Origin of the sequence: Lentisphaera profundi, from assembly GCF_028728065.1 — a bacterium.
GTDB lineage: Bacteria > Verrucomicrobiota > Lentisphaeria > Lentisphaerales > Lentisphaeraceae > Lentisphaera > Lentisphaera profundi.
Window position 1 is genome coordinate 494,972 of sequence record NZ_CP117812.1, and the last position, 25,052, is coordinate 520,023.

At 41.0% G+C, this 25,052-nt stretch carries 18 protein-coding genes; 11 read left to right on the forward strand and 7 right to left on the reverse strand.

Going from position 1 to position 25,052, the window contains the following annotated elements; all coding sequences use genetic code 11:
• Positions 1 to 220 precede the first annotated feature (220 nt).
• A complete protein-coding gene (locus PQO03_RS13615; protein ID WP_274153741.1) occupies positions 221 to 994 on the reverse strand; it encodes a prepilin-type N-terminal cleavage/methylation domain-containing protein in 774 nt (257 codons plus the stop codon).
• A gap of 306 nt (positions 995 to 1,300) precedes the next feature.
• Here PQO03_RS13615 and PQO03_RS13620 point away from each other — a divergent pair, with 306 nt between their 5' ends.
• Both PQO03_RS13620 and PQO03_RS13625 read left to right on the forward strand, forming a co-directional pair.
• Entirely contained in the window at positions 1,301 to 2,497 is a 1,197-nt protein-coding gene (locus PQO03_RS13620) for a putative glycoside hydrolase (protein WP_274153742.1), read from the forward strand.
• A 273-nt stretch (positions 2,498 to 2,770) separates the two neighbouring features.
• Positions 2,771 to 3,505 carry a type II secretion system protein gene (locus PQO03_RS13625; protein ID WP_274153743.1) on the forward strand — a complete coding sequence of 245 codons (735 nt, stop codon included), beginning with the start codon at positions 2,771 to 2,773 and terminating at the stop codon, positions 3,503 to 3,505.
• Between the two features lie 2 nt (positions 3,506 to 3,507).
• Here the strand turns inward: PQO03_RS13625 and PQO03_RS13630 are convergent, their stop codons facing one another.
• Both PQO03_RS13630 and PQO03_RS13635 read right to left on the reverse strand, forming a co-directional pair.
• On the reverse strand, positions 3,508 to 5,592 hold the full coding sequence (locus PQO03_RS13630) for a serine/threonine-protein kinase (protein ID WP_274153744.1): 2,085 nt from the start codon (positions 5,590 to 5,592) through the stop codon (positions 3,508 to 3,510).
• Between the two features lie 15 nt (positions 5,593 to 5,607).
• Positions 5,608 to 6,207, reverse strand: a complete 600-nt coding sequence (locus tag PQO03_RS13635; RefSeq protein WP_274153745.1) for an RNA polymerase sigma factor — start codon at positions 6,205 to 6,207, stop codon at positions 5,608 to 5,610.
• A 302-nt stretch (positions 6,208 to 6,509) separates the two neighbouring features.
• On the opposite strand from PQO03_RS13635, the gene PQO03_RS13640 reads away from it, so the two are divergent.
• Positions 6,510 to 7,892 (forward strand): amidohydrolase family protein, encoded by a 1,383-nt coding sequence (locus PQO03_RS13640; RefSeq protein ID WP_274153746.1) that lies wholly within the window; start codon positions 6,510 to 6,512, stop codon positions 7,890 to 7,892.
• A gap of 462 nt (positions 7,893 to 8,354) precedes the next feature.
• Here PQO03_RS13640 and PQO03_RS13645 read toward each other — a convergent pair whose 3' ends face one another.
• A complete protein-coding gene (locus PQO03_RS13645; protein WP_274153747.1) occupies positions 8,355 to 9,125 on the reverse strand; it encodes a transposase in 771 nt (256 codons plus the stop codon).
• A gap of 300 nt (positions 9,126 to 9,425) precedes the next feature.
• Here PQO03_RS13645 and PQO03_RS13650 point away from each other — a divergent pair, with 300 nt between their 5' ends.
• The 7 genes from PQO03_RS13650 to PQO03_RS13680 all read left to right on the forward strand — a co-directional run bounded on the left by PQO03_RS13650 (position 9,426) and on the right by PQO03_RS13680 (position 16,398).
• Positions 9,426 to 10,373 (forward strand): alpha/beta hydrolase, encoded by a 948-nt coding sequence (locus PQO03_RS13650; protein WP_274153748.1) that lies wholly within the window; start codon positions 9,426 to 9,428, stop codon positions 10,371 to 10,373.
• Between the two features lie 402 nt (positions 10,374 to 10,775).
• Positions 10,776 to 11,612 (forward strand): hypothetical protein, encoded by an 837-nt coding sequence (locus tag PQO03_RS13655; RefSeq protein ID WP_274153749.1) that lies wholly within the window; start codon positions 10,776 to 10,778, stop codon positions 11,610 to 11,612.
• A 689-nt stretch (positions 11,613 to 12,301) separates the two neighbouring features.
• Entirely contained in the window at positions 12,302 to 12,502 is a 201-nt protein-coding gene (locus PQO03_RS13660; RefSeq protein ID WP_274153750.1) for a hypothetical protein, read from the forward strand.
• A 138-nt stretch (positions 12,503 to 12,640) separates the two neighbouring features.
• The gene (locus PQO03_RS13665; RefSeq protein WP_274153751.1) at positions 12,641 to 13,351 is read left to right on the forward strand and encodes a DUF1559 family PulG-like putative transporter; all 711 of its coding nucleotides are present in this window, start codon (positions 12,641 to 12,643) and stop codon (positions 13,349 to 13,351) included.
• Positions 13,352 to 13,427: 76 nt separating this feature from the next.
• Positions 13,428 to 14,141 (forward strand): sialate O-acetylesterase, encoded by a 714-nt coding sequence (locus PQO03_RS13670; RefSeq protein ID WP_274153752.1) that lies wholly within the window; start codon positions 13,428 to 13,430, stop codon positions 14,139 to 14,141.
• Positions 14,142 to 14,175: 34 nt separating this feature from the next.
• Positions 14,176 to 14,496 (forward strand): hypothetical protein, encoded by a 321-nt coding sequence (locus PQO03_RS13675; protein WP_274153753.1) that lies wholly within the window; start codon positions 14,176 to 14,178, stop codon positions 14,494 to 14,496.
• 297 nt (positions 14,497 to 14,793) lie between these two features.
• Complete coding sequence (locus tag PQO03_RS13680; RefSeq protein WP_274153754.1) at positions 14,794 to 16,398, forward strand: sialate O-acetylesterase; 1,605 nt, start codon at positions 14,794 to 14,796, stop codon at positions 16,396 to 16,398.
• A gap of 494 nt (positions 16,399 to 16,892) precedes the next feature.
• Here the strand turns inward: PQO03_RS13680 and PQO03_RS13685 are convergent, their stop codons facing one another.
• Complete coding sequence (locus PQO03_RS13685; protein ID WP_274153755.1) at positions 16,893 to 18,458, reverse strand: hypothetical protein; 1,566 nt, start codon at positions 18,456 to 18,458, stop codon at positions 16,893 to 16,895.
• A gap of 504 nt (positions 18,459 to 18,962) precedes the next feature.
• Entirely contained in the window at positions 18,963 to 21,890 is a 2,928-nt protein-coding gene (locus PQO03_RS13690; protein WP_274153756.1) for a right-handed parallel beta-helix repeat-containing protein, read from the reverse strand.
• A 139-nt stretch (positions 21,891 to 22,029) separates the two neighbouring features.
• Here PQO03_RS13690 and PQO03_RS13695 point away from each other — a divergent pair, with 139 nt between their 5' ends.
• Positions 22,030 to 22,632 (forward strand): RNA polymerase sigma factor, encoded by a 603-nt coding sequence (locus PQO03_RS13695; RefSeq protein ID WP_274153757.1) that lies wholly within the window; start codon positions 22,030 to 22,032, stop codon positions 22,630 to 22,632.
• A gap of 125 nt (positions 22,633 to 22,757) precedes the next feature.
• Here PQO03_RS13695 and PQO03_RS13700 read toward each other — a convergent pair whose 3' ends face one another.
• Positions 22,758 to 24,908 (reverse strand): protein kinase domain-containing protein, encoded by a 2,151-nt coding sequence (locus PQO03_RS13700; RefSeq protein WP_274153758.1) that lies wholly within the window; start codon positions 24,906 to 24,908, stop codon positions 22,758 to 22,760.
• Positions 24,909 to 25,052: the final 144 nt, after the last annotated feature.

Below are 25,052 nucleotides of genomic sequence, written 5' to 3' on the forward strand. Positions count from 1 at the left end.
CTCTTTAGTTTAGCAGTGTTTTTTTTGATTTTAAGTGGGGAGAACTTCGGGTTGAGTTGAGTTGGAACGGGGCAATTTAGCTCCGCACGCCATTTTTTTAGCATGTTGATTTTCCGGTTTAAAATTTTTGATCAAAAGTGGAGTAGGAAGACCAGTAAAATTTCAATGAATTTCTTACGAGGTCTATATGTTAAACCCTCATAAAATCAATATGTAACACTTAATCGCTTCTTTGGGAATCCCACATGGTGTTAAGGGTGGGGGCATCGTAAGATGGAAGTGTCGCAGCAAACTTCATGAATTCAACATGGCCATCGACAAAAAGATAATTCGATGAATTTTCGTGTCCAAGCCATCCGGCTTCCTGACGCTCAAGAGTAATAAACAAAGGCGCAACGCCGCCGTATTTTTTATTGCCGAGTTTATTACCTTCATCGTGACATTCTAGAAAACTAATGACTTGGGATGGCTTCGTGACACCTTCAATTCTGCGAGAATTAAAATTTTTTCGATAAGACACATCACCTTTGGCCATTTCACCGGAAACCCCCCTGAGAAAAGGCCACACCGTCCCTTCTGCGTTAGTTGCCAAAAAATTCATAGCATAAGATCTATTAATACCTGAGCCTGTAGTTTGCGCCATACTAGGGCAACGATAGATGGCCCCCGAGTTCTCTGCTACATCATTTGTGGTCAGAGTGGCCAGTAATTTTTGGGCATTACTTAGGTTGCGGCCATCATAATCACTCAAAAAATCATCCCATGAAATATTCTGAGATGGTCCATTGTTCCATTCATAAGCTCCTCCTGGCATGTACCCTTCATAATCATCCGTATACATAAAGACTGTTGTGCCAATCTGTTTCAAATTAGATTTACAGGTCGCTGATTTTGCTTTTCCCCTAGCACTTGATAGGCTGGGGAGGAGAAGGCTTGCAAGAATGCCGATAATGGCAATAACGACTAAGAGTTCAATAAGAGTAAATTTTTTCATTGGAGTCCATTCATATATATAAAGATTGCTTTCAGTACCAGGAAATAATGTATACTAAACCCCACTGATTATTATTTGTTAGAGAAAAATAGCAATATTTCTGTAAAATATGAATATCTTTAAGCTTTCACGACCCAGTAAAGTGGATGAAATATATAGCGCTTTCTCCTGTAAATGATAAATTGATACTTGAGATTATAATCTCTTGAATATTTGACAGATGTTTGAAGAAGATTTTTTTTGCGTGTTACAAATACAATATTTAAGGGTTTAGTAAGGTAATATTAAAAAATCAAAGGATGAAAAATGAAGTTTATACAAATGACAATTTTTATGTGCTTAGGGCTATTTATCAGTTCTTGTCAGACAAATGGAAAACCAGAGCCTTTAATAACGACAAATGGAGTCGTATTTACCCCAAAAGATTTTTATCCAAAGTTCTCGTGGGAGACGGTACCAACTTACATGATGTTTGCGGATAATGATCGACTCTTGAAAGGCTCTGAAGTGAAGAAGATTTCTGCTGAAACAGGTTTTATTTGCATTGAAAAAAATCATGGCTTATCAACTTTGGGTGATGCGGTTTTAGGACTGAAGCACGAAGGTCAAGTATTTAAAAAAGAGCAGGAGGGTACGGTAGTTTTGGGTTATCTAAACGGAGCCTTGACTTACCCTTTTACGCGTTATACAAAAATGCTTACGCCGGAAAAGATTGAGCAATACCCAGAAATGAAGGCTTACTTAGTTAAAGATCCTAAAACGGGTGAACTGGCGAGAACGCGTGGTCTCTATGGCTATAATGTGCTCAATCCAGCTACGCGTAAATGGTGGTCAGATTCAGCTGCAGATATGGTTCGTGTAAGTGGAGCGGATGGTATATTCATCGATCAAATGCATGGTTTCTCCTGGTTGCACCCAAGCGAAAAACGATCTGAAGTAGTTGATGGCGTTGCCGATATGATGGCACAATTAAAAGCGAAAATTGGGCCGAATAAAATCCTCTTAGCTAATAATGGAGCTCATATCGAAAAAGTTTTTGCTGTTTCAGATGCTTTTATGTTTGAGCACTACAAACGCAAGGTGACTCACTCCAAAGAGCAGTTGCTCAGGGATTGGGCGCTGATGGAAAAGATTGCCGATGCCGGGAAAATTTGTATCTATCGTTTTGGCGCATCGCCTGACAAAGGCTCTCCCTTGGCAGAAGTGAAAAATAAAAGTACCAAACACGATGAATTCGCAGCGCTCTCGAAGAAGCAGATTGAGCTGTACTTATCGTTTTATCTCATTGGTGCTCAACCCTACTCATATTTTCAATGGAATTGGGGCTGGAACTTAAGTACCGGTCCCTTAGAACATTACCCAGAACTTCACAAACCCTTAGGAAAACCTTTAGCTAAATATAAACGCACTTACGCAGATAAATGGGAATTCACACGTGAGTTTGAGCATGCGAGTGTTTGGGTGGATACGGATAAATACGAAGCCAAGATTACTTGGAAATAGATTATTGATCACGATTACCCACAATAAAGGCTATGATGCGACCCATACGAGAAGGACGCTATCCCTCTCGAGCTCTCCCTGTAAGGATTTGCCAATCCTTAACCAGGCGATTAGGGGCATTGCTCCGCTTTACAGGTAATCGTGTTATTTATTAATAATTGAGTTTTGCTGTTACAAATGAAAATCAGTGGGGTTTAGCCTATTTAATAGTAGAATTTTTAGATCACTTTTTAGTGACTAAAAGCAATCTTTTTAATATATGATAGGACTCGAATGAAAAAATTCACGTTGATTGAACTCTTGGTAGTGGTCGCCATTATCGGAATACTCGCTTCTTTGCTGCTGCCAAGTTTAGGCAAAGCAAGAGCAAAAGCCAAGATGGCGGTTTGTAAGAGTAATATGAGGCAGATTAACACATGGATATTCATGTACAGTGATGACCATGATGGCTATTACATCGACTATGACTGGGGTAATCAGATTTCATGGGATGATAAGCTTTCAGATTACGATGGTCGTAATATGTCTGATGGTCGAAAACGTAATGGGGCTGTCCCGGTTTGGTATGCTTATAATCCAGTGATTTACGCATGCCCTAGTGATGAGCTTCAAAGAAAGTGGGGGGCGAGTACAGCTGTTTTTACTAGAACTTATGTTCTCTCAGAGAGAAGGATAAATGGTAGTGGTAATCTATTAGGTTGGGCTCCAGGTATATCTGGAAGTGGTTTGTCACAAAAAATGACAAATATCAATTCCCCATCGAATACTTTAATCATGGCTGAAGTATCACATTCACTCAACCTCGTGGGACATATAGGCCTAAACACAGTCCCTCCAGGTTCCTATGGTACGTATGCCATTCCTCATGATGGTTTATTTGGTGCTAATTACTTAATGGCCGATGGTAGTGTCAAAAAACTCACTTATACAGCGACTCGACTACAAAGTGATGGAACAATGCCTAGTGGAATAAGCGGCTTGGGCAGCATGTGGGATGCGGGAGAATAAACTTAGGGTTTGATAATGACTTCAAGTTTTGGATTGAGTTTTTGAAGTTCAGCGTCGGAAAATTGTCCTTGATGAATAGAGAGTTTTTCGAGAGTCGTGAGGTCTTTTAAGATATTTGTGCTCCTTACCGCGGAATGACTGATATCTAAAATACGCAAGGACATGTTCCTTAATCTATGTAAATTAGAAATGGCAGTGTGAGAAATATTCAGAGAAATTAATTCCGGGTTATCTAAGCGATTGAGTTCAATGATGGGAGTATGACTCACGTTTAAAGAATGGAGTTCTTGCTTTTTAAAACAGATAAAGTTTGTGATGCCTGTATGAGAAAAATCAGCACTGCGAGCGGGGAAATTCTGTAGGATAAGGGCGGTCTCCATCCAGGGGTTATTGGATAGATCTAAATACTTGCTTTTGAGATCATAGTGAAACTGCATCTTGTTGCCCTTGAAATTGCGTTCCAGATTTTTTTTGTTTTGGAGAATAATGATGGCTTTGCACAAGGCGATGCGTTTTTCAATATCCATCACAGCATAAGCCTTTTGATGGGAGAGCCCTGCAGAGAGTTTGTAGGTATTTTCATCCAAGGAGCGTTGATAAAATTTCAAATATTGTTCGAGCGATAAGGCTTGCTTATCATTCGCTTTAATTCGGTAGAAATCTTGTGCGATAGCGTGTAAAGGGCTATTAGATTGACTCTTCTCTAATGAGTCGAGTGCTTGGCCAAACTGTTCATAAATGAGATGCATTTGTCCTTTGAGTGCCCAAGCTTGTTTGAGGCTGGGATCGAGTTCGACTGCACTAGAAGAAAAATTGATGGCATCGTCAAAATTAAAAGCATTGAAGGCGATTTGAGCACTTTTGAAAAAGCGCGGGGCGGCATCCTTATTAAATTTTTTATGAAATTCATTTTCGAGCTTGAGTTTATCGGCCTCAAGGCGTAATTTTTGGGCATTTTGTACGGCATTAACTTTTTCTAAATTGAGATTATTAAAACTCAACCAAGTGGTGAAGAGGCTAATGCAGAAGATGATGATTGCGGCAAAACTCAAAGTTTTGTGACGTATTAACCAGAGCTTTATAATTTTAATCAAGGGCGCATTTTCGGCCTTAGTAGCAAAGCCATTGCGATAATTTAAAATTTCTTTTTGTAGATTCAGGACCGATTTATAGCGATCTTCTGGATCCGTGGCCATGGCTTTTATGCAGACGGCTTCGAGAGAAGGGGGGATTGAGGGATTGATTTCGGAAGCTCTGTGGAAATGGCCACTCACGGTATTTTGCATAATTGCATAGACATCTTTGCCGGTGAAAGGCTTTTCAAAAGTCAAAATTTTGTATAAGACGCAGCCTAAAGAAAAAATATCTGTATGAATTCCCTTCTTAGTCTTTAATAAGGGTGTTTGTTCAGGGGCCATGTAGCTAGGAGTTCCCTTGACTAAGCCATCGAGGGTTAAATCAACATCTTTTGGATTGAAGGAATAGCACTCTAAGAGTTCTTCATCACATTCAGTAGCCATGACTTTTGCCAGCCCCCAGTCACACAAAAGTACGTCGCCATATTCGCTAATTTGAATGTTATCGGGTTTGATGTCGAGGTGCAGTACACCTCGTGAATGAGCGTAGGCGACCGCATCGCAAACTTTAATAAAAATATCCAAGCGAGTGTTGAGATCATGGGCTTGTTGAGATGCTCCTACTTTGACTTGTGCGATCAATTTTTCTAAAGAGGCACCCGAGATAAGCTTCATGGTGAACCATGGTTTTTGATCATGGAGGCCCAGGTCGTAGAGTGGAATAATATTGGGGTGCTGCAATGCCGCGGTGAGTCGTGCTTCTTTTAAAAAAGCTTCTTTTTGTTTATCGTTGACACTATTTTTTAGTGTGGCCATGGCAAGGAAACGCCCTGTTCGAAGATCTCTACAGCTTTGAATGACTTTTAAGCCACCTTCATCAAGGTGTTTGAATTCACAATAGCGATCTTTGATTTTGGGGATTAATTCGAGCAGGGGGACTTCGTCAGTTGCTTCGACTTCATCAAAAAAATCGTCTAGTTTTCGGCTGAATAGCTCTTTTCTTTTACTCATCAGCTCGCCAAACTTCTATCCGCCGAGTTCTTCGTTGAGACGAGAAATCTCTCTCAATAAAACTTTTTTAACTCGAGATTTATAAACTCGTACAGAGGCTTCGGTAATTTGGAATTTTTCTGCGATAAGCTCATTATCCTCTTCATCTAATGAGTGTTCAAAAATTTCTATTGTACGCGGAGCAAATTCACTTGTGATATTATCCCATGCCATGTTGGAGATATAACTTTTCCATTCTAATTCGGCAATTTTATTGAGTTCGGGTTCTGAAATAGATACCCAGTCATTGAGCTCATCGTGACTGATAGTTTTACTTTGATTTTTTGTCGAGCGCTTGCGAAAGTGATTGGATACAGTGCTTTTGATTACGAGGCATAGCCAAGTCCTAAAAGTACATTCATTTTTTCGATACTCATACTTGGGTAAGGACTTCCATATTTTAAGCAGTACTTCCTGTAGTAGGTCTTCGGCTGTTTGATTATCAATATTAAACTTCCTGATAACTACGTAAATATAGCCATCGTAGTGCTTTACGAATTCGTCCCAGGAGCCTTCATCATTAGAATGAATGAGTTTCTCTAATAAAGTTTGTTTGGTATTGTATTGTTTGTCCATCAATAGCTCGTTTAATCCGTGGTTGTAATGAAAGTATCATGAGTCCTTATGATTGCTATGACAAAAGACCTTGCCTAAAATCTTAAATGCCTTTTTCATTTGCCTCTGGGCTTGAATGAGCTAGAGTTGAGAATAAAAAAAATCACACGATTACCCACAATAATGGGCATGATGCTTCGCATACTAGAAGGACGCTGTCCCTCTCGAGCTCACCCTGTAAGGATTTGCCAATCCTTAAGCAGGCGATTAGGGGCGGTGCCCCGTTTTATGGGTGATCGTGAAAAATTAAGGGTTGAATAAAGATGATTATCGAAGGTAGATTTTGTAACCATGACGGTGAATTTTGTGGTCAGGTAAAAGTGAATGAACAGGGTGTGATTGCAGCTACGGGAAAAGATTTAGGTACGGCTGATTATAAATTTGATGAAAAGCTAATGATCTATCCTGGCATGGGCGATATTCATATCCATGCTCGTGAAGATGTATCAGGCTCTCAGCTCTACAAAGAATCATTTAAAACAGCTTCGGATGCAGCGATTCACGGTGGCGTGGTTCATGTGGCCGATATGCCGAATAATCCTGAAGCACCTGTAGATGATGCGAAGTACGCAAAAAAATGCGAGCTCTGCAAAGATACGGATGTTCATTTCACGCTTTACGCGGGTATTGGTCCCGATACTTCGCCGCTTTCACAAAAAGTTCCTTACAAAGCTTTCATGGGGCCCTCTATTGGTGACCTCTTCTTTAATTCTCCACAAGAATTAGAAGAGACAATTGTGCGTTACAAAGGCTGTCATGTGAGTTTTCATTGTGAAGATCCTTATATTTTGGAGACCTCCAAGAATAATGATACCCATAGTGATCGACGCCCACGTGGAGCGGCGAACACCGCAACTGCGTTTGCTCTTTACCTCATCGAAAAATACGAACTCAAGGGCAAGCTCTGTCATTTCTCTACTGGCGATGGCTTGGAACTCGTTCGCGCAGCCAAGGCTCGCGGAGTGACTGTGACAGTTGAAACAACCCCCCAGCAACTTTATTGGGATACTTCTTCACTCGATGAGAATAATAAGCCTTGGTTACAAATGAACCCAGCTTTCCGTGACGAAATTGATCGCAAAGGACTTCTTGAAGGCTTGCTCGATGGCACAGTTGACTTCATTGCCACGGATCATGCTCCACATAGAATTTGTGAAAAGCTTGGCCGTTACCAACCCATGGAAATCAGAAAAAAGATTGGCAATCTCGCGGCTCTTACTTTAGATGAAATCACCGAACTCGATCGCATTTGTTTAGAAAATTTCGAGAAAATGAAAGCAGAAGACAAAGAAGGCTTTGCATCTTTAGCCGATATAGACGGCGTTTCCGGTACTTCGCAGTTAGATACTTATGGCGCTTTTACAACTTGGTTGATGAAAGAGCAGGGCTTCACTTCTGCGGATGTCGCAAAAGTCACAGCTTGGAATCCAGGCCAATTCGTTAATCAATTCGATCAGTTTATCGATGCACCTTTCGGTAAAGTGGCAGAAGGTTATGTGGGTTCATTCACTGTGATAGACCCCAATACTCCCTGGACAGCAAAAAATGAAGAAATTCGCAGCCGCTCGAGCTGGACTCCTTTTCATAATGAAACTTTCCCCGGTAGCGTAGCTGCAGTCTTCCACAAAGGAAAACAGTTATCTTAAATTAGCCGGGAGCTCCCGACTGGGGCCCCTTTAATGGGTGGTAACTTAAGCACATGCCGAAGGTATGTAGTATGGTAGCCACCGGATTTATCCGGTGGTTAATGAGAAAAAAATGATATTCATGCCGAAGGTATGAAGGAAACGCTCTGCAGCGTACCTTCGGCACGCACGATGCTGTTATTCAAACACCACGGACTTACGTCCATGGCTACATTCCTAAGCTCTTCGAGCTCAAATATCTCTTAAATTCTACTCATTAGAGGCTCTGCCCCAGTATAAATACCTCCGGTGGCCGAGGAGCCCTCGGGGCCCTGCTAAAAAAGGTAGCAGCACGTATAAATACCCTTAAGTTCCCATCCATTAGGGGCCCCTTGCTGGGCGCCCCGCATTCCATACGGATAAAATCCATTCTCCTTACTGGGAGCATCGTGCTGGGAGCCCCGCATTCCAATGCGGAAGCTTTTACAGTACGGCACTCCAAGGCCATTTACCTTCAGAATTTACCAATCCCGCTTTTACGGGATTCTCCAGGATATAGTGGATCGCATTTTGAAAATGGTTTTCATTTCTGATAAAGCGATCCCAATATTCATTTTGCCATAGGTATATTTTTGAGCTGGGCGCCCCGCATTCCAATGCGGATGGTTTAGTCCTGTTCTTTAGGTCGGATTCATTTTCACCTAAAGTTGATTTGTAGTTTAAAAAAGCTTTTCGATCCTGCAAGTATGACTCACGGTATTGTTGCCATAAATCCTTGTCTTTTTGGACAAAGTAAGTGACATGCTTTTTCCACGACGCAACAAGCTGGGATAGAGGCCAACTTGGGTACGTTTTGATCAATAAATGAACGTGATTTGGCATGACGACATAGGCAATGAGTTCATAGCGTTCGCCATTAAAGTATTCCCAAGCTTCAATTTGTTTTTGGGCTACTTTTGGAGTTTGAAGAAGGCATGAGCCATGTGATTGATCGAGAAAATTTTCAGTCAATTTTCTTTTTTTCGTCATTTCATCCGCATTGGAATGCGGTGCTCCCAGCGGGGATAGGTCGGCTTTTCTTTTTTTCGTCATTTCATCCGCATTGGAATGCGGTGCTCCCAGCTTTAAAGCATCAATGGGCAGACTGTCAGCTAAGCGATAGGTGACCATCTGATATTTATCACTCGCATCATAGTGAGGGATGAAGCCTCTACGGTGCCAATTACGTGCATCTTCAAATTCTTTTCTCTTCATCCATTTCTCCAAGTCTAAGTACTTTAATGTGGAGTCTACTTAATCACAAATAATTCTACACGAAAATTGATGCAGAGAGCTACAGGGGTATTCTGCGATGTGTTTAGAAACAGAATTTCTTATTCCTGTATCAAAAATAGATATACCTTGTTTATTAATGCAATTGAATTAAGAGAAAAGTCAACAAACTGAAGTTTGAACTACGTACCTTTTTCTGTAGGTAGTACACACTTTAGTGTGCGTGATTTAAAAGCTTATTTCAAGGATATTTATGAATCCTTAAATTAAAGAACTCATTTTATGAAATCAATCTTATTTACCTTGCTTAGCCTATTTTTGATAAGCTCAGCGTTTGCAGACACAAACAAAAGTAGCAAGCCTCAAGTTAAGCAAAAGAAGGATATATATTATAATCCTCCCGCTAGTGTTGCGGATGTAAGTTATGGCAGCGATGAACGCAATGTTTTAGATTTTTGGCAAGCTCCCGGAGAGGGACCTCATCCACTCTATTTTTATATTCATGGAGGTGGTTGGCTTGGTGGTGATAAAAGTCGAGTATTTCGCGTACAGGATTATTTAGATAAAGGGATTTCGGTGGCGTCGATTAATTATCGCTTAACGAAGACTGATATTCTTCCTGCTCCGGTTCATGATGCCGCTAGAGCACTGCAGTTTGTGCGCTCCAAAGCTCAAGAATGGAATATAGATAAAAAGAAAGTTGTCTTAGCTGGTGGTAGTGCAGGTGCCTGTACGGCCATGTGGATTGCTTGCCATGATGATTTAGCTAATCCCGAATCAAGTGATCCAGTCGAGCGTGAATCAACTCGAGTTTCTGGCATTGTCGTCGCAGGTGGTCAAACATCGATTGATCCTAAGCAGGCGGGCCCGTGGATTGGACCGAAAGTTTATCATGGCATGATTATTATGGCTGTGGGGGAACAAAATATTGAGGCAGTGTTTAAAAACTATGCTCAGCATGAAAAGCTTTTCAAAGAATTCTCTCCTATTAATCACCTAACGCAGGATGATCCACCACTCTACCTATCTTATGGTGATCACATGGAAGTGCCCGCGGCGTCTTTTGGAAGTGGGATTCATCATGGCATGTTTGGTATCAAAATGAAAGAAAAATCGGAGCAAGTGGATCATAAGAAAGTTTTTCTTAATATTAGCAAGCATCAAAAATCAGAGGCTTATTCTGATCCGAAGGCCTTTATTTATGAACTTCTCTTAGGCGAGAAGAAATAATAATAAGCCCTGAAACTGTAAGATGTATGCGCAGCTAGTCCGCCTGCGTAGGCTCTCCGCCCGCCGGAGGCATTTATAGATTTTAGTATATATGGGGCTCCGCCCCAGGCCCCGTTTAAGGGTCCGAAGCACCCTTAAAAATCCCAACGCTTGTCGCACGCTCCTACGCTTAATCTTAGCTGAACTGAGTACCGTATTATATTCAATTCATACTTAATTCATCCTTTTAAAATCCCTTGAAGTACAGTACAAGGGTGCCGACGTACCCTTGGAAATCCAAAGGCTAGACATAAAATGTATTTTAGGATTAACATCCTAAGCTGATATATATATATATTATGGCTTTGCCATATATCCTATAAACTAAATGAAAACTAGATATCATAATATAGCGAGTGAATCATGATGCGATTTTTAAAGACTCTAGACCCATCGAAGCCTCATTTGTTAGTGCTAATCACTCTGTTTAGTCTAAGTCTCTTAGGAGATGATCAGCCAAGCTCCAAGCTCAATACAGTTTTAAAAACGATCCCAGTCAAAGTGAGTCAGGGTGTGGCCGTGGATGAGAAGTATTTCTATGGCATCAGCAATACCCGTATTAGCAAGCATGATAAACTCACGAATAAAATTGTCGCGACTTGGCAAGCTAAAGGTGAGAAGTTTAAACATTTCAAACATATGAATAGCGGGACAGTGATTGATGGTAAACTCTATTGCGCTCATTCGCGCTTTGCAGTGGATCCGAATGATTGCACAGTGGAAATATGGGATGTTCAGGGAGAAAGACTCGTATATGAGCGTTCGATTTCCATGCCCCGAAAACATGGGTCTTTAACTTGGATTGATCAAAGCCCTGATGGCTTTTGGTGGATGTGTTATGCCGTTTACGGCAAAAACAATCATAAAACAAAGCTCGTGAAATACCGTTATGAAAATAATAAGTTTATTGAAATTGATTCTTATTTTTTTCCTCAGCAAGTCATTTCGCAATGGGGACGCTGGAGTTGCTCAGGCGGATCTTGGGATGCAGATCAAAAGCTATACACCACCGGCCATGATCATGGCCGTGCTTATGTCTTAGAAATTGCTAAAGACAATAAATTAACTTATGTACGAACAGAGAAGGACTTAGGGTTTTACGGTCAAGCCATCGCCTGGGATCGCTTTTCTGAAAAGCCTATGCTTTGGGGTATTATAAAGAACAAGTCTATTTCCCTGACTCATATTCCCCGAAAATGAACGATTAGCCATAAAGCGGGGCAAAGCCCCGATTGCCTAGTCAAGGCTCTTTAATGGGAGGTGACTTAAGGGTATTTATACCTGCGGTTAACTTTTTTAGTAGGGCCCCGAGGGCTCCTCGGCCACCGGAGGGTGCTGCCACACAGCCGATAAAAATATCTGGGGCTCCTCCCCAAACTTCACTTAAGGTTCTGCCGTACGGGCCAATAATTTTTATCCACCTGTGTGGCAACACCCCTTAAGAATCCCTACACTCGGAGCTTCGCTCCAACGCTTTACCGTCATACCTTCGGCATGAATATCATTTTTTTAACAATACCCACCGGATAAATCCGGTGGCTACCATACTACATACCTTCGGCATGTTCTTAAGTTCCCACTCATTAGAGGCCCTCCGCCCGCCGGAGGCATTTATAGGTTTTAATATTTAGGGGGCCCTAATGGATGAGAACTTAGGTTTTTTGCGAAGCAAGTCGCCCGCGGAGGCATTTAAATCAAATACTAATTTTCATCATCCGCATAGGAATGCGGAGCGCCCAGGTTTTGCCGTACGAGTAAAGGATTTGCACCCGTAGTTTGAGTGCCCTTAAGAATCCCTGCGCTAGTTGTGGCGCTCCTGCGCTTAATTTTAGCCTTGTCTTTGCTTAGGTCTCCTCCCATTTATTACCTCATGGCCACAAGGGGGAATCATGGACGGTCGCGAGATTGATGCCCTTATCTGCTTGACGGATCTTTTTGCGACTATCGCAGCTATTGTGGAAGCACCTTTAGTGGATGGGCTGGCGACGGATCTCGAACAAAAAAACAATTTATATGATAAATTTTCAGAACGTGCCAAGCAGATGGCGAATCATTTGAAAGCACTTGAGCAATCGAAGGCGACGCGCTAACAAGCACTAAGTGAATAGGTGATTTGTAATAATAAATATATTTATGCAGTAAATATTTTAACTATACTGTATCAGTTCGAATATTCATGGGTTTATTGTTTTAACATATATTATAACTAATTGTATTTGGAGCTTATTATGAGAACAATAGAGTTTAAAAATAAAAAAGCACGTAGCCTGTACAAGCCTTTCACTTTGATTGAATTGCTCATTGTAGTCGCGATTATCGGTATCTTGGCCAGCTTGTTATTACCCGTTTTAGGCAAGGCGAGAAAAAAAGCTAAGCAAACAGTTTGCAAGAGTCAGCTTAAACAAATTCACTTAGCTATGACCATGTATGAACTCGATAATGATCAATACTTACCTTATGTCAGAGTTGATCCCCCCGCCCACTCTCAACCATGGTATTGGACTTTAGCACCTTATTTAGGCATAGACCGTGAAGAAACAGGGACGATGCGAGAGGTTGAGATCAGCCTGGGTAGTAATGTATTTAAGTGCCCCAGTAATGATTCACTTAATGTTCCTGTATATGGAACCAGTACCAATATAACTGGTTATGCCATGCCTCAATGGGCCGGCTGGGGCGGTAAAGGTGCCCTGTATGCCCCTATTAAAATCACAAATGTTTCGGAGCCTTCACATGCCATGCTTCTCGGTGAAACTGACCTTAAGTATTATTTAAATGGAGGTGATACTAATTTTTTAAATAGTCTTTATCACGACGGTCTTAATAATCGTTTATTCATTGATGGTCATGTGGGTCAAGGATTTCAAAACCAGGGTTTTGTTGCCGTAGCAATAAAATCACCTTATTATTTCAGTTGGTCTAAAAATTCAGGATATTGATCAATTTAAATTTAAGTGATACCCCATTTAATTACATCACAATTTTAGAGAAATAAAATATGAAAGGTACAAAAAAATGAAATTACTCTGTATAGCTATTTTAGTCGTACTAACAAGTCTATCATCTGTTAATGCTGCAGAGAAAGGGAAGCATCTTTTTATTCTTTCAGGTCAGTCGAATATGAAGTATATGGATCCAAATATTTCTTTTATACCAGCAGTTGAAGAGGCTTTTGGGAAAGACAATGTCATTGTGGTACATGATGCCCAAGGTGGTCAGCCAATACGTCGTTGGTATAAGAACTGGACACCAGAAAATGGAGAAAAACCCACATCAACTGGCACACTCTATAAACGTATGATGAGGAAGATCTCACCGATTGTAAAAAAGCATAAATTTAGTTCTGTGACATTTATCTGGATGCAGGGAGAGGCTGATGCGCAAGCTAAGCATGGAAAAGTTTATAAGAAGAGTTTACTCGGTTTGATAGAACAACTTAGCAATGATCTAGGGCGCAAAGAAATCAACGTCGTCATTGGACGATTGAGTGATTGTGATATGGCCAACAAACACTTCCCTCATTGGACAATGATTCGTGATATCCAAGTAGAACTTGCAGATGCTAATCCACGTAGTCTTTGGGTAAATACAGACGATTTGAATGACGGAAAGGGTAAAAATGGCAGACAACTAAAAAATAATCTTCATTATTCTGTCGAAGGCTACAAAAAACTCGGCGAACGTTTCGCTGCAAAATCCATTGAGTTAATCAAAAAGCATGAGCAATAAAGTAGAGAAGTTAATAAGATCATAAGCGTTAGATATGATTCGAGATTATGGTGAAGATTCGAGCTTTACGGGATATACTATGCCTATTTTTGCTGGCTATCCTCCCGGAGTAGGATCAAGCTATGAAGCAGTTAAACTTACAAATATTTCGAAGCCGTCAGATGCCATGTTTCTCGGAGAAAGCAATTATCACTATTATAATGGAGGTGAAAGTGGCTTTACGTCCAGTTTCTATCATAATGGTCTTTATAATCGCTTGTTTATAGATGGTCATGTAGGACAGGGATTTCAAAATCAGGGTTTTTCAATTCCAGGAGGCTATTATTATCAATGGTCCTATGAAACAGGGCTATGATAGGACTGTGTAGAGAGGCGTCCGCCTAGCACGGCAAGTTCCAAAGATAAACATAATTATTCACCATTACCCATAACAAGGGGCAAAGCCTCTTAGTCGCCTGGTCAAGGGTCTTGCCAGGCAGGCGGATAACAAGCATTTGCCCATACGGCAGTTCTTGCTAGTGGAGCTCGAGGGGGAGGATCCCCTCTCGCACGGGTCGCATCATGCCCTCTATTCTGCAGCTTCAAATGAAGTCTACTTGAGTCATTCGATAATTCACAAAGTCATATATCATAACTAATTAGGAATACATAAATGAAACAGCTACTCGCTATTATAATCTTCATCTCCACTATGTCAGTTTCTTGGGGAGCTATCGAGCTGCCAGCAGTATTTTCAGATGGTGCGGTGCTTCAATGTGATAAGGAGCTACCTATTTGGGGTTGGGGAAAAGCTGGTGAGAAGGTAGCGGTAAGTTTTGCTAATCAAAGTGAGACAAGCGAAGTCAAGCCAGATGGGAGCTGGATGGTCAAACTTAAGCCTATTAAGCCATCCTACGAGAAACATATTATCTTAATCAAAGTGGGCGCTGAATCACTGGAATTAAAGAATATCCTGGTCGGTGAGGTCTGGTTTTGCAGCGGGCAGTCAAATATGCTCTATACCCTAGGCGCGGTATCTAATAAAACTAAAGACCAAGGCTATGAATCGGTTCTTGAATACATGAGGAAAGAAAAAGATACTGCCAAGGATGAATTTCTGAGACATATTAAAGTGCCCAATGTAGCGTCGGTACTAGAAAGTAAGCGTAATTTCACAGGGAATTGGATCAGTTCTGCACCCGAAAATAATAGTGAATTCACCGCGGTTGGGTATTTTTTTGCGAAAGAAATTCGCAAACATTTAGATTGTCCAGTGGGCTTGCTCAATTGCTCATGGGGCGGCAAGCGCATTGATCCTTTCATCCCCCCTTCACAGTTGAAAAGCCCTGGCTATGATCAAATGCTTGCCACTATTAAAAAGCAGGTGGAAAATTATGACCTCAAAGACGAGCAGGCGAAATTAAAAAAGGCTTTGGCAAACTTTAAAACTGAGGGAAAAAGCGCTAGGGAGATAAGATTAAGTCAACCCCGGATGCGCCCCTCGCCCAACTCGGCATCAAATACAGCAGGGGCTATCTATAATGGCATGACTCATCCACTCGTTCCCTATGCGATACGCGGTATGTTGTGGTATCAGGGCGAATCTCACAATCATTCCAAGCCGGCCACTTACGGGGGGCTGCTGAAGAAACTCATTGCTGGTTTGAGAGCCGAATGGGGGCAAGGAGATTTCCCTGTTTACTTCTGTCAAATAGCAAATCTGACTGCTTCGAGTTCTAAGCCCGCGACAAAAAAGAACTCTTGGGTCACGATCAGCAATCAGCAGCGCCTCTCGATGAAGATTCCCAATACCGGAATGGCTGTGCTCAATGATATTGGACAAGTGAAAGATATTCATCCTTTGAACAAGTTAGATGTCGGCAAACGGCTTTCTAAGTGGGCCTTAAACAAGACTTATGGCTTTACAGAGATCGTTGCTAGTGGTCCGCTTTATCAATCATCTGAGCAAAAAGCTAAGTCGATTATAATTAAGTTCGATTACCCGGGTAGCGGTTTGATGATCGGCAAGAAACATTTACTCGAGCCGGTTAAACCCTTAAATGTTCCTCTCGGAGGATTTGAGATATGTGGTGAGGATAAAGTTTGGACTTATGCAGAGGCCAAAATAATTAGCCAAAACGAGGTCGAAGTCTCCCATCAATCCATTGATAAGCCTCTTGCCGTTAGGTATGCCTGGCAACAAAATCCCGCGAATGCCAATTTATACAATAAAGAAGGATTGCCCTCTAGCTTGTTTTCTACCTTAGACTCGGAATAGATCAGAGAAAGCTCAATAACATGTGGGATACAGGGAAATAAAGAGCTTGTTATTTTCTTAGGGTTTTATAATGACTTCAAACTTTGATTTCAGCTCTTGAAGTTCGGTATCAGAAAATTGACCTTGATGTATAAAGATTTTTTCCAGAGTAGTGAGCTCCTTTAAAATATGGGTAGTCCTTACATCGGAATGACTGATGTCTAAAATACGTAGTGACAACTCTCTTAATTTATGTAAATTAGAAATGGCCGTGTGAGAAATATTAAGCTCAATTAGATCGTGATTATGTAAGCTATTAAGTTCATTACCTTTACGGATAGATTCCGTATAATCACGAATCAGGTGCAAGTAAGTTATCAACTTACGATATTCAAAACACTTATTATTCAGTAGGCCCTATGTAGATAAGCCGCTATTTATTCTTATAGTGCTTCGAAATCAACTTACGCAGTTAATCGTCTTAAGTTGTTCACATAGCTGACAGAGTTAAAGACTTATTCCTTAAAAGATAGAGTGATTTTGTCTAAGATTGGTTTTGAATTGTTGTCAGTCGTATCCGTCATTTTGACTTCAAACTGAAAGACGTATCCTTTGGGTAAAGATGAAAGATCGAGTGCCGCAGCTGATTTTGCCACTTGCTTGGCGAAACCAGTGATGTAGTCGTATTTTTCTTTAACAGTTTGCCAATCAGTCCATTTGTTAATTTGACCATCTTTATTGGTGTCGACTCCAACGCGAACTTCGACTGTCTCGACCCAAGGACCCGGGCTGACAAAGTCAGTTCTCAACTGCGTCGTTAGATAAAATTTTCCTTCTGCAAAGGCAATATCAGGATCGGGGTGACCCTTGCCAATCTCACCACAAAAAGCAAAGGGCTTGTCGAGACTAGAAGAGGTGAACCAGCCGACGCGAATTCCGCTATTTGCTTTGTGATAATCCCCGAAGAGGTAGTACTGACCACCAATACTAATGGAGGCCCAGTCACCGTAGGCGTTTTGTACAGGATCATGAATTTCGTACTTCGCAAAAGCCTTGACATCACCTTTCTTTATTCTGTGCATAGGGACATCGACGGGCGAAGCTTTGCCAGGAAATTTTTTTGGGTCTGCTTTGTACCAGTGTGGATGGGCATATTCAGCAAATTTACCTGTGGGAGTCGTTCGTTCATCAACTGCAGGTGGAAGTATTTTAAAATTCCCTATACCATCAGAACTAATGGCGTGCCCTGCTAAAGGTGAATCCCATGAATGCTTACTGGCATCAATCGGACTCCAATCTTCATAGATCACATGAAAGTTTCCTTCTAGATCACGAATAAAGGCACAATCCGAACCATCTGATGGATCTTTGAAGGCCATACCCATATTCTTGCCAGGAAGACCATCGGTGAGATCTTCATCTATATAGAGATGGGGGTCCTGATCATTTGGGAAATCATAATAGATGTGAACTTTGCCATCGACATACTCGGCGGTGGTAACCCAACTTGAGAAACCCTCAGTTACTGGGCCGTGGTGTACCCAGTTAAGCATATCTTTACTCTGCCAGGCATGATAGCCACCGAGGCCTTTTTTTAGACCACCAGGTGCATCGTATTGATTGGCAAAGGGAGTGGTCTTTAAAGGAATATCAAAGCCCTTTAATTCAGCAGTTTCTGACTTGAAGTCTTTTTTTTGTGGAGCCCTATAGCGGCCAAACATCCAATAATTACCCGGACCCATGGTGAGCATTACCGGAGCATCACCCAAATTGATGGGTTTGACTCCCTTGATGGGTGCCCAATTATGCCAAACGGGTGATTGCGCTAGAGTGATCGACTTCGCGGAGCGTTGCGTACTAAAAGTTTTTAGTGTGCTTTTAAAAGTTGCGTGTTTCGATTTTGGGCTAATCATTCCATCTTTTAAGTCAAGCTGATCATTCGAGGTGATACTCTGCTTCCACTCAACCTGGCTATCAATTATCCACGATTCATTTTCTCCTTTGGAGTAGGCACATGATGCCAATGCGATACTTCCACATACTTTAATAATGAGTGAGGTAGCTTTATTGTTGTTTATCATCACTGAGTTCCCTTTAGTGTTATTTTTTATTATTTGCGAGTGACCGCTTTAAGATCTTTTAATAATTCGTAGGAATCGGTTGAGACGGAGCCATCTTCGTACATCTCAAGGTTGATTAAGATTGGGTAACGATCTTTTTGAGCTTTCTTTACCAAGCTAATTAATTGCAGTAATTTATATTTTGCTTTGGCAATAGGGGTATCTTCATCGATATGTCCACATCTTCGCTCTAGTGTAAAGCAACCATGGGCTTGAAGTCCTTGTTGACGGCCACTAATGAAGACGCCATCTTTGAGTTCATTGGCCTTAAAGCTGGAGTTCCCGCGGGCGAGATAATCTTGTATGGTTTTTGAGGCAGAATTTTTATAACGGCTTGATTGTGGAGTCTCTAGTCCTAATGAATTATTGTTGCTTTTTCACGAAGTCATCTCTTTGGTCACTCGCTTGGAATTGTCAAAACACCTATTGCTGGAATAGGCATTTTGAGGTTTTTTTGATGGCGGTTTAAAAGTCGGTTTCGTATTTTGCAACTTCGACGGCAAGTTCTTGAAAAGCGGTGTTTTCTCCACCATCATTACTGCTTATTGGAGAAACGGCCCAGATTACCCAACGAAATTTACCGAGTGATTCACTATTAATGGAGCGAAGTGAGGCCGCCGTATAGTGGGCTTTTTTATTTAAGCTCGTATCGATAAGTCCTAGAGAAGTGAATTTACTCAAGTCCCAAGCGGGATCAGTGTTGGAATTACTTGCATAAACTTGGATCTTTTGAGCACCACGGTTACCGCCTTGATTATAGGACCAGCTCGTGATTGATGCGATGTTTTGCGGACGACCTAAATCCATTTTATAAGCACCATTTTGTATTCCATTAGCAAAAATGGGGCCGTAACTTGCTTTTAACTTACCATCTAGAAGGATTTCAATTTTATCATTACCCGTCTTCGTATTAGTAGAGATGGAGTAAGTAGAGCTGCGAGGGACTTTTAAGTTGCGAAAACCATTTATTTTTGAGGAGGTCTCAATTTGAACAAAAGTATTAACTTTTATAGTTATTTCAGTAGGTTCTTGGTTGCGAATGACCTTAAGAATTACTTTTGTTTTGCGGTTTTCAGATAAAGCCTTGAAGAATTGTTCAATATCTTTAACTGCTTTTCCATTTACCGCTTGAATCAAGTCATTTTGTGCAAAGCCGGTTTTTGCTGCGGAAGATGAGTTTGGAACTTGGGTAAGAGCAACACCACCATCAACTTTACGTGTGCCATAAGCAGAAAACTCTTCTCCCACAATGGAATGAATTGTAGCACCTAGATAAGTTGAATCAAGGTTTTTTAAGGGAGCTATTTTAGCGTGTGATTTACTTTTTACTGGAGCGGCTAAGGCTGGAATAATAGGTGTTCTAGCAATGGCCTTGAGCGATGGCTTTTTAACGCCAAATTGATCCATGGGAAAGTTTTTGAAACCAATTTTAAAGGCTGGAGAGCCTTTTTTGACCCGGAAGTCACCATTAGCTGGATCCACAAATAAAGGATCCCCAATAAGTGAGTTTATATCCCAGCCAAATTGTGTATGGCGCCTAACTTGTGATTCTGGTACATTAAAAAAAAGATTACTATCGACTCGTTTGCCTTTAGAAACGGCGCTGGGCATACGGGCCCCACGTGCGGGTGCCATAAAGATATTTGAGAAGACTTCATCTTCACTATTATTATACCAAACGTGGGGATGTAAGCCATTATTGACCGTGATATTATTCCAAGCACGACGACGGAAACCCTCGCGAAGCTTTAAGCCACGTGCGAGGAGTAGGTTATTATAAATATCGTAATTACTTGAGCCATCATCAAGGTCAATATCCCAACCGTGATCACAGCGCCAGCGACTATCGCGAATAGTGGTGGTCTTGATAGCATCAAGGAAGGGCAAGCTCGGGTCTTCATCAACCGCCTTCTGAGTTGGTTTTACATCACTTCTCCAGAAACGGTCACGTCCCCATGAATTGAAAGAACCATGATCATGGGTTTCTAAGACTGTATCAAAAACATCGCAACGTTCAATGAGGTGACCACCCCAAGCACCATCACCAATATTAATTCCCGAGCGAGCACAATCGTAAATCGAACAATCACGTATGGTGATTTCCGAGGCCATGTCCATCATTACGCCTGCGGGCTGACGTTCTACTATTCCAATCCCATGAATCAAACAGTCTTCAACGACTCCGAAAGCGGGGTAATTGTTTGTTTTTGGACCTGGTGTGCGATCTATTTTAGAGAGGTCATTTTTTTCACCATATTCAAATAAAGGATCGCGTACGGCATTGGGATCACCTACAAAGCAGACACCACTAGCACCGACGTTATGAATATGGCATCCTTTAATGAGTGTGCGCCTATTGTAATTGTTGACGAAAATGGCATTGCCACCAACTTGATCAAATTCACAATCGAGGATACTGATATTCTCAGTTCCTGTCAACATAAAGGAGCCACCACGATATATAGCCCAATCGGAGCGGAGCAATTGTTCTTTACAATCCATGAAAGTACGGGCGGCGTGACGAACGATAAAGCCTTTGAATGAAATATGCTTAACAGGTTTTTTTTCACTTCCTTGAAACTCTAGCAAGTGTGCTAATCGTACAACTTCAACACTAGCTTTATCTAGCTCTGTCTTAGCTTCTGGTTTATAATAAAGTGTATTAGTTTTTGCATTATGATACCACTCTCCGGCGGCATCGAGTTCCTCGAAAATGTTTTCCACCATGCGAAAACTTTTATGCATGCCCATTTTACGGTTATTCTGCCAGCCGCCTTCATAGGTGACCTCGCCCTTGGCATCCTTGCCAGTAATTAAGTAATGATAACCACCCCATCGATGAGTATGCATGGCATGAATATAACCACCCGCGGGATCCGCCCAAGCAAGGGCTCGCTCTTTGGAGAATGCGTCAGCTGCAAAGCCCTGATAAGCAGCCGTTTTTTTACTAGCATCATAATTTGGATAACGCGCCATGCGTTGACTCTTGCCATTAATAAAGAGTTGATCGATTTTTAGCTCTTCGGGAGTCTTTGATTGAAAGATGCCATCTTTATAGGCTTTCCAAGTTAATTTTAGTTTTGAGCCACCACTCAGTACTACTTGCTCATCTTTATAAGCTAAATAATTGACAGGTGCATCCTTGGTTCCTGAATCCTGTGGGGTGAAGATCAAAGTGTTATCTAGATAATAAATACCTTCACGAATGTAAATATTACAGGTTTCACGACCAATATTTTGCGATTTACGCAAAGCCTTTTGTGCTTGTTCAAGGGTTTTAAAGGGTTTTGCCTGACTACCAATATGAGTGTCGCTACCTTTAGTTGATACGTAGAAATCTGCAGCATAAGTTTGCGTACAGAGTAGTGAAAAACAAAGTAATAACTTTTTCATTTGATCCTTATTTTTTTTTAATTGTGTTAGGGATAAAGAAATAAAATTGATTGTTGTAACAAAATAAAGCCATAAAAATAGATGTTTTTAACAGCAAGTCTTACTATATTAAATAATTATAAACCTTTAAGATAAATCTATGAATTCTTCGACCCGACTCACACTTATAGAACGTGTTCGCCAAGCCGATCGCGATGAACGCTGCTGGGAAGATTTTGTCGACTCTTACAAAAATTATATCTATGTTATTATTCGCAAATTTAAGCTGAGCAATGAGCTGTGTGATGATATGTTGCAAGATATTCTAGTTCAACTCTGGAAGTCACTTCCCCAGTTTGATTACCGACCACAAGAATGTCGTTTTCGTACTTGGTTAAGTATTGTTTGTTGTAGTGTGGTAAAAAATCACCTCAAATCAAAAGCAGGACGTAAAATGCTTAAAGAGACTGAATATGAGGAATCAATTCATGCCTTGGATCAATTTTCAGAACCAGAAATAGAGCGTATAGCCGAAAGCGAATGGAAAAATTTTATTGCCGAGAAAGCTTTCGATAATATCCGTCCTCGCCTCACAGATAAAATGCTTTTGGTCTTTGAGGCATCAATCGAAGAGCGCCCGGATAAAGATGTTGCTAGTGAGATAGGATGTAGCGAGGCCTCTGTACGCGTTTATCGTCAACGAGTGCGGAATTCTCTAATGAAAGAAATTATTCGTCTCAATGATGAATTAGATGCGGGTTAAATAAATTCCAACAGAGTTAATGCGTGTTTACTCCTTAGCCCATGCTAATATAGTTTGTCGCTCTGCGACAGTATTAAATCGGATACTCGGAGCAAGTGAGTCGTAGGCATGCTGAAAGCACAATTCTATTTCACGATCGTAATTCCAACATGAGCGGGGATTAAGGCTAATTGAACAGCACTAAATTGATTTTTATGAATTGTGAGATTGCGTAGGAATTTCATATTTTTAATAGGAAGGAGAGACGTAATGGGGCAAAAACTAATATCTAGAATCTGTAGCGGTGATGCGCTTAGAGGCTTAAGATCTTTGATGTTAGTGTGAGAGATATTGAGGCTACGTAAATTTTCTACCGTAAGATCATTGAAGTTTTGCATAGCTGTAAAGCTGACATTAAGTTCTTGTACTGGGATAGTCATAATATTTTGGAAACTATGCACATTTGTATGAGACATATTGATACTTTTGGCGGGGAAATTTTGTAGTGCGTAAGCCCAGTTAAGTTGTTTATTTCCAGATATATCAAGGTGCTGACTGACTTCCTCAAAAGAGAAGTTCAGTAGCTTTTGCGGAGGATTGAAGAGTTTGAGGACTTCACGCACAAATATAAGTCTTTCATCTAAAGGTAGATTCGAATATACTTGATGATGGACAAAATCACTTGAAGGACGATTAGGGCCATGTTTCTTCATAGTTTCAACAATCACTTCTACTTTAAATTGAGCATCAATGATCCGCGGATCATTGACATACTTGAGTGCTATATCATAAAGAGAATCAGTACTCTTCGCTTTTTCATAAGCCTGTAGTGATTTATCAAACTCATAGTTGATACAGTGGCATCGTGCTTTATTGAGCCAGGCGAGTTTATTAGTGGGATCAAGCTTCACCGCCGAGTTAAGGTAATCTAGTGAGTCGGGGATGTTATACACCGAGTAGGCCTTAACATACTTATTGAAAAACTGAGTCGAGAGGACTTTACCACGTTGATCGTTTACCTTCTTTTCATGAAGATATTGTAGATTGAGATCTATCGCCTCAGCCTCTGCTTTTTCGGCAATTGACTGAGCTAACAAGGCTTGCTGGCGTGACTCTTCTAGTCCTCTGATAAAGCCCAGGGTTAAAATCACCATAGTTAAGCTCGAAAAGAACACAACACTAGCGAGGATTTTATTACGTTGAATAAAAAGACCAAGTAATTTAATGAAGCTGGCATCTTCTGCACTCGTGGCGTAACCATTGCGATATGCGAGTATATCTTCATGTAATTCCTGTACAGTTTGATAGCGATCTGAGGGGTCTAGGCTCATTGCCTTTAAGCATATAGTTTCTAATCTAGCCGGCAACTTGGGCTTAATTTGTGAAGGTGGAGGGAAGGTACCCCTTGCAGTTTTTTCCAGAATCTGTTCAAGATTTCCCGAGAAAGGCTTTTCATAACAAAGCAGTGAATAAAGTAAACAGCCCAAGCCATAAGTATCCGTGGTAATCCCTTTATGGGCCTTGTAGCGACCCGTTTGTTCAGGTGCCATATAACCGGGAGTTCCTTTGATAAAACCATTGAGAGTTTTATGGTTGAGATCAACTTTACTCAAGGAGTAATTATCCAAAGACCCAAAATCATCGTTAATATTTTCATGCTCATCGAGGATACGCGCTAAGCCCCAATCACAGACAAGCACGTCTCCGAAATTGTTGATTTGAATGTTGTCAGGTTTTAAATCCAAATGCAAGACACCCTGAGTATGGGCATAGGCGATGGCATCACAAAGTTTTAAAAAAATATCCAGAAAGGTCGTAGAAGAAAAAGAACTAGGCTCAGCTTTTTGCTTTTGAAGAATCTCTTCTAGTGACTCACCGTCAATGAACTTCATGCAAAAATAGGGGGCTTGCTTGATTAAACCTATATCATAAATGGGGACGATATTAGGGTGTTGAAGTTGAGCGTTTATACGGGCTTCCCGCAAGAAAGCATCGATATCACTCATTCCAGCTTCATCAGGTAAACGAGCAAGGGCAACAAGTCGACCCGTGCGTTGGTCTTTAGCTTGATAAATGATTTTGCTTCCACCGCATTTATAAAACTCGAGGTCAGTATAGCGATCGGTTGATTTTTCTAATTCTTCTAATAAAGGGCTCGTAGCAAGTGATGATTCACTATTTACGACAATGGCCTCGTCAAAAATGGCGGAGAATTTATATTTTCGATTGCTCATCATGGCCTCTAGATTTACGGTGGGGGGAATGATTTTACTATAGTGCATGAAATCATTTTTCAAGACCACACTCTCAGTCACTAATTGTAAAAAAATGATTACTTACTTGGAGAAGTCCTTGGCTTTGAATAAAGAATAATAAAATATTTTCGCCTTATTTGTTACAAGTCAAAAATTTCTTTCTTTATATCTATAAGTATTATATTA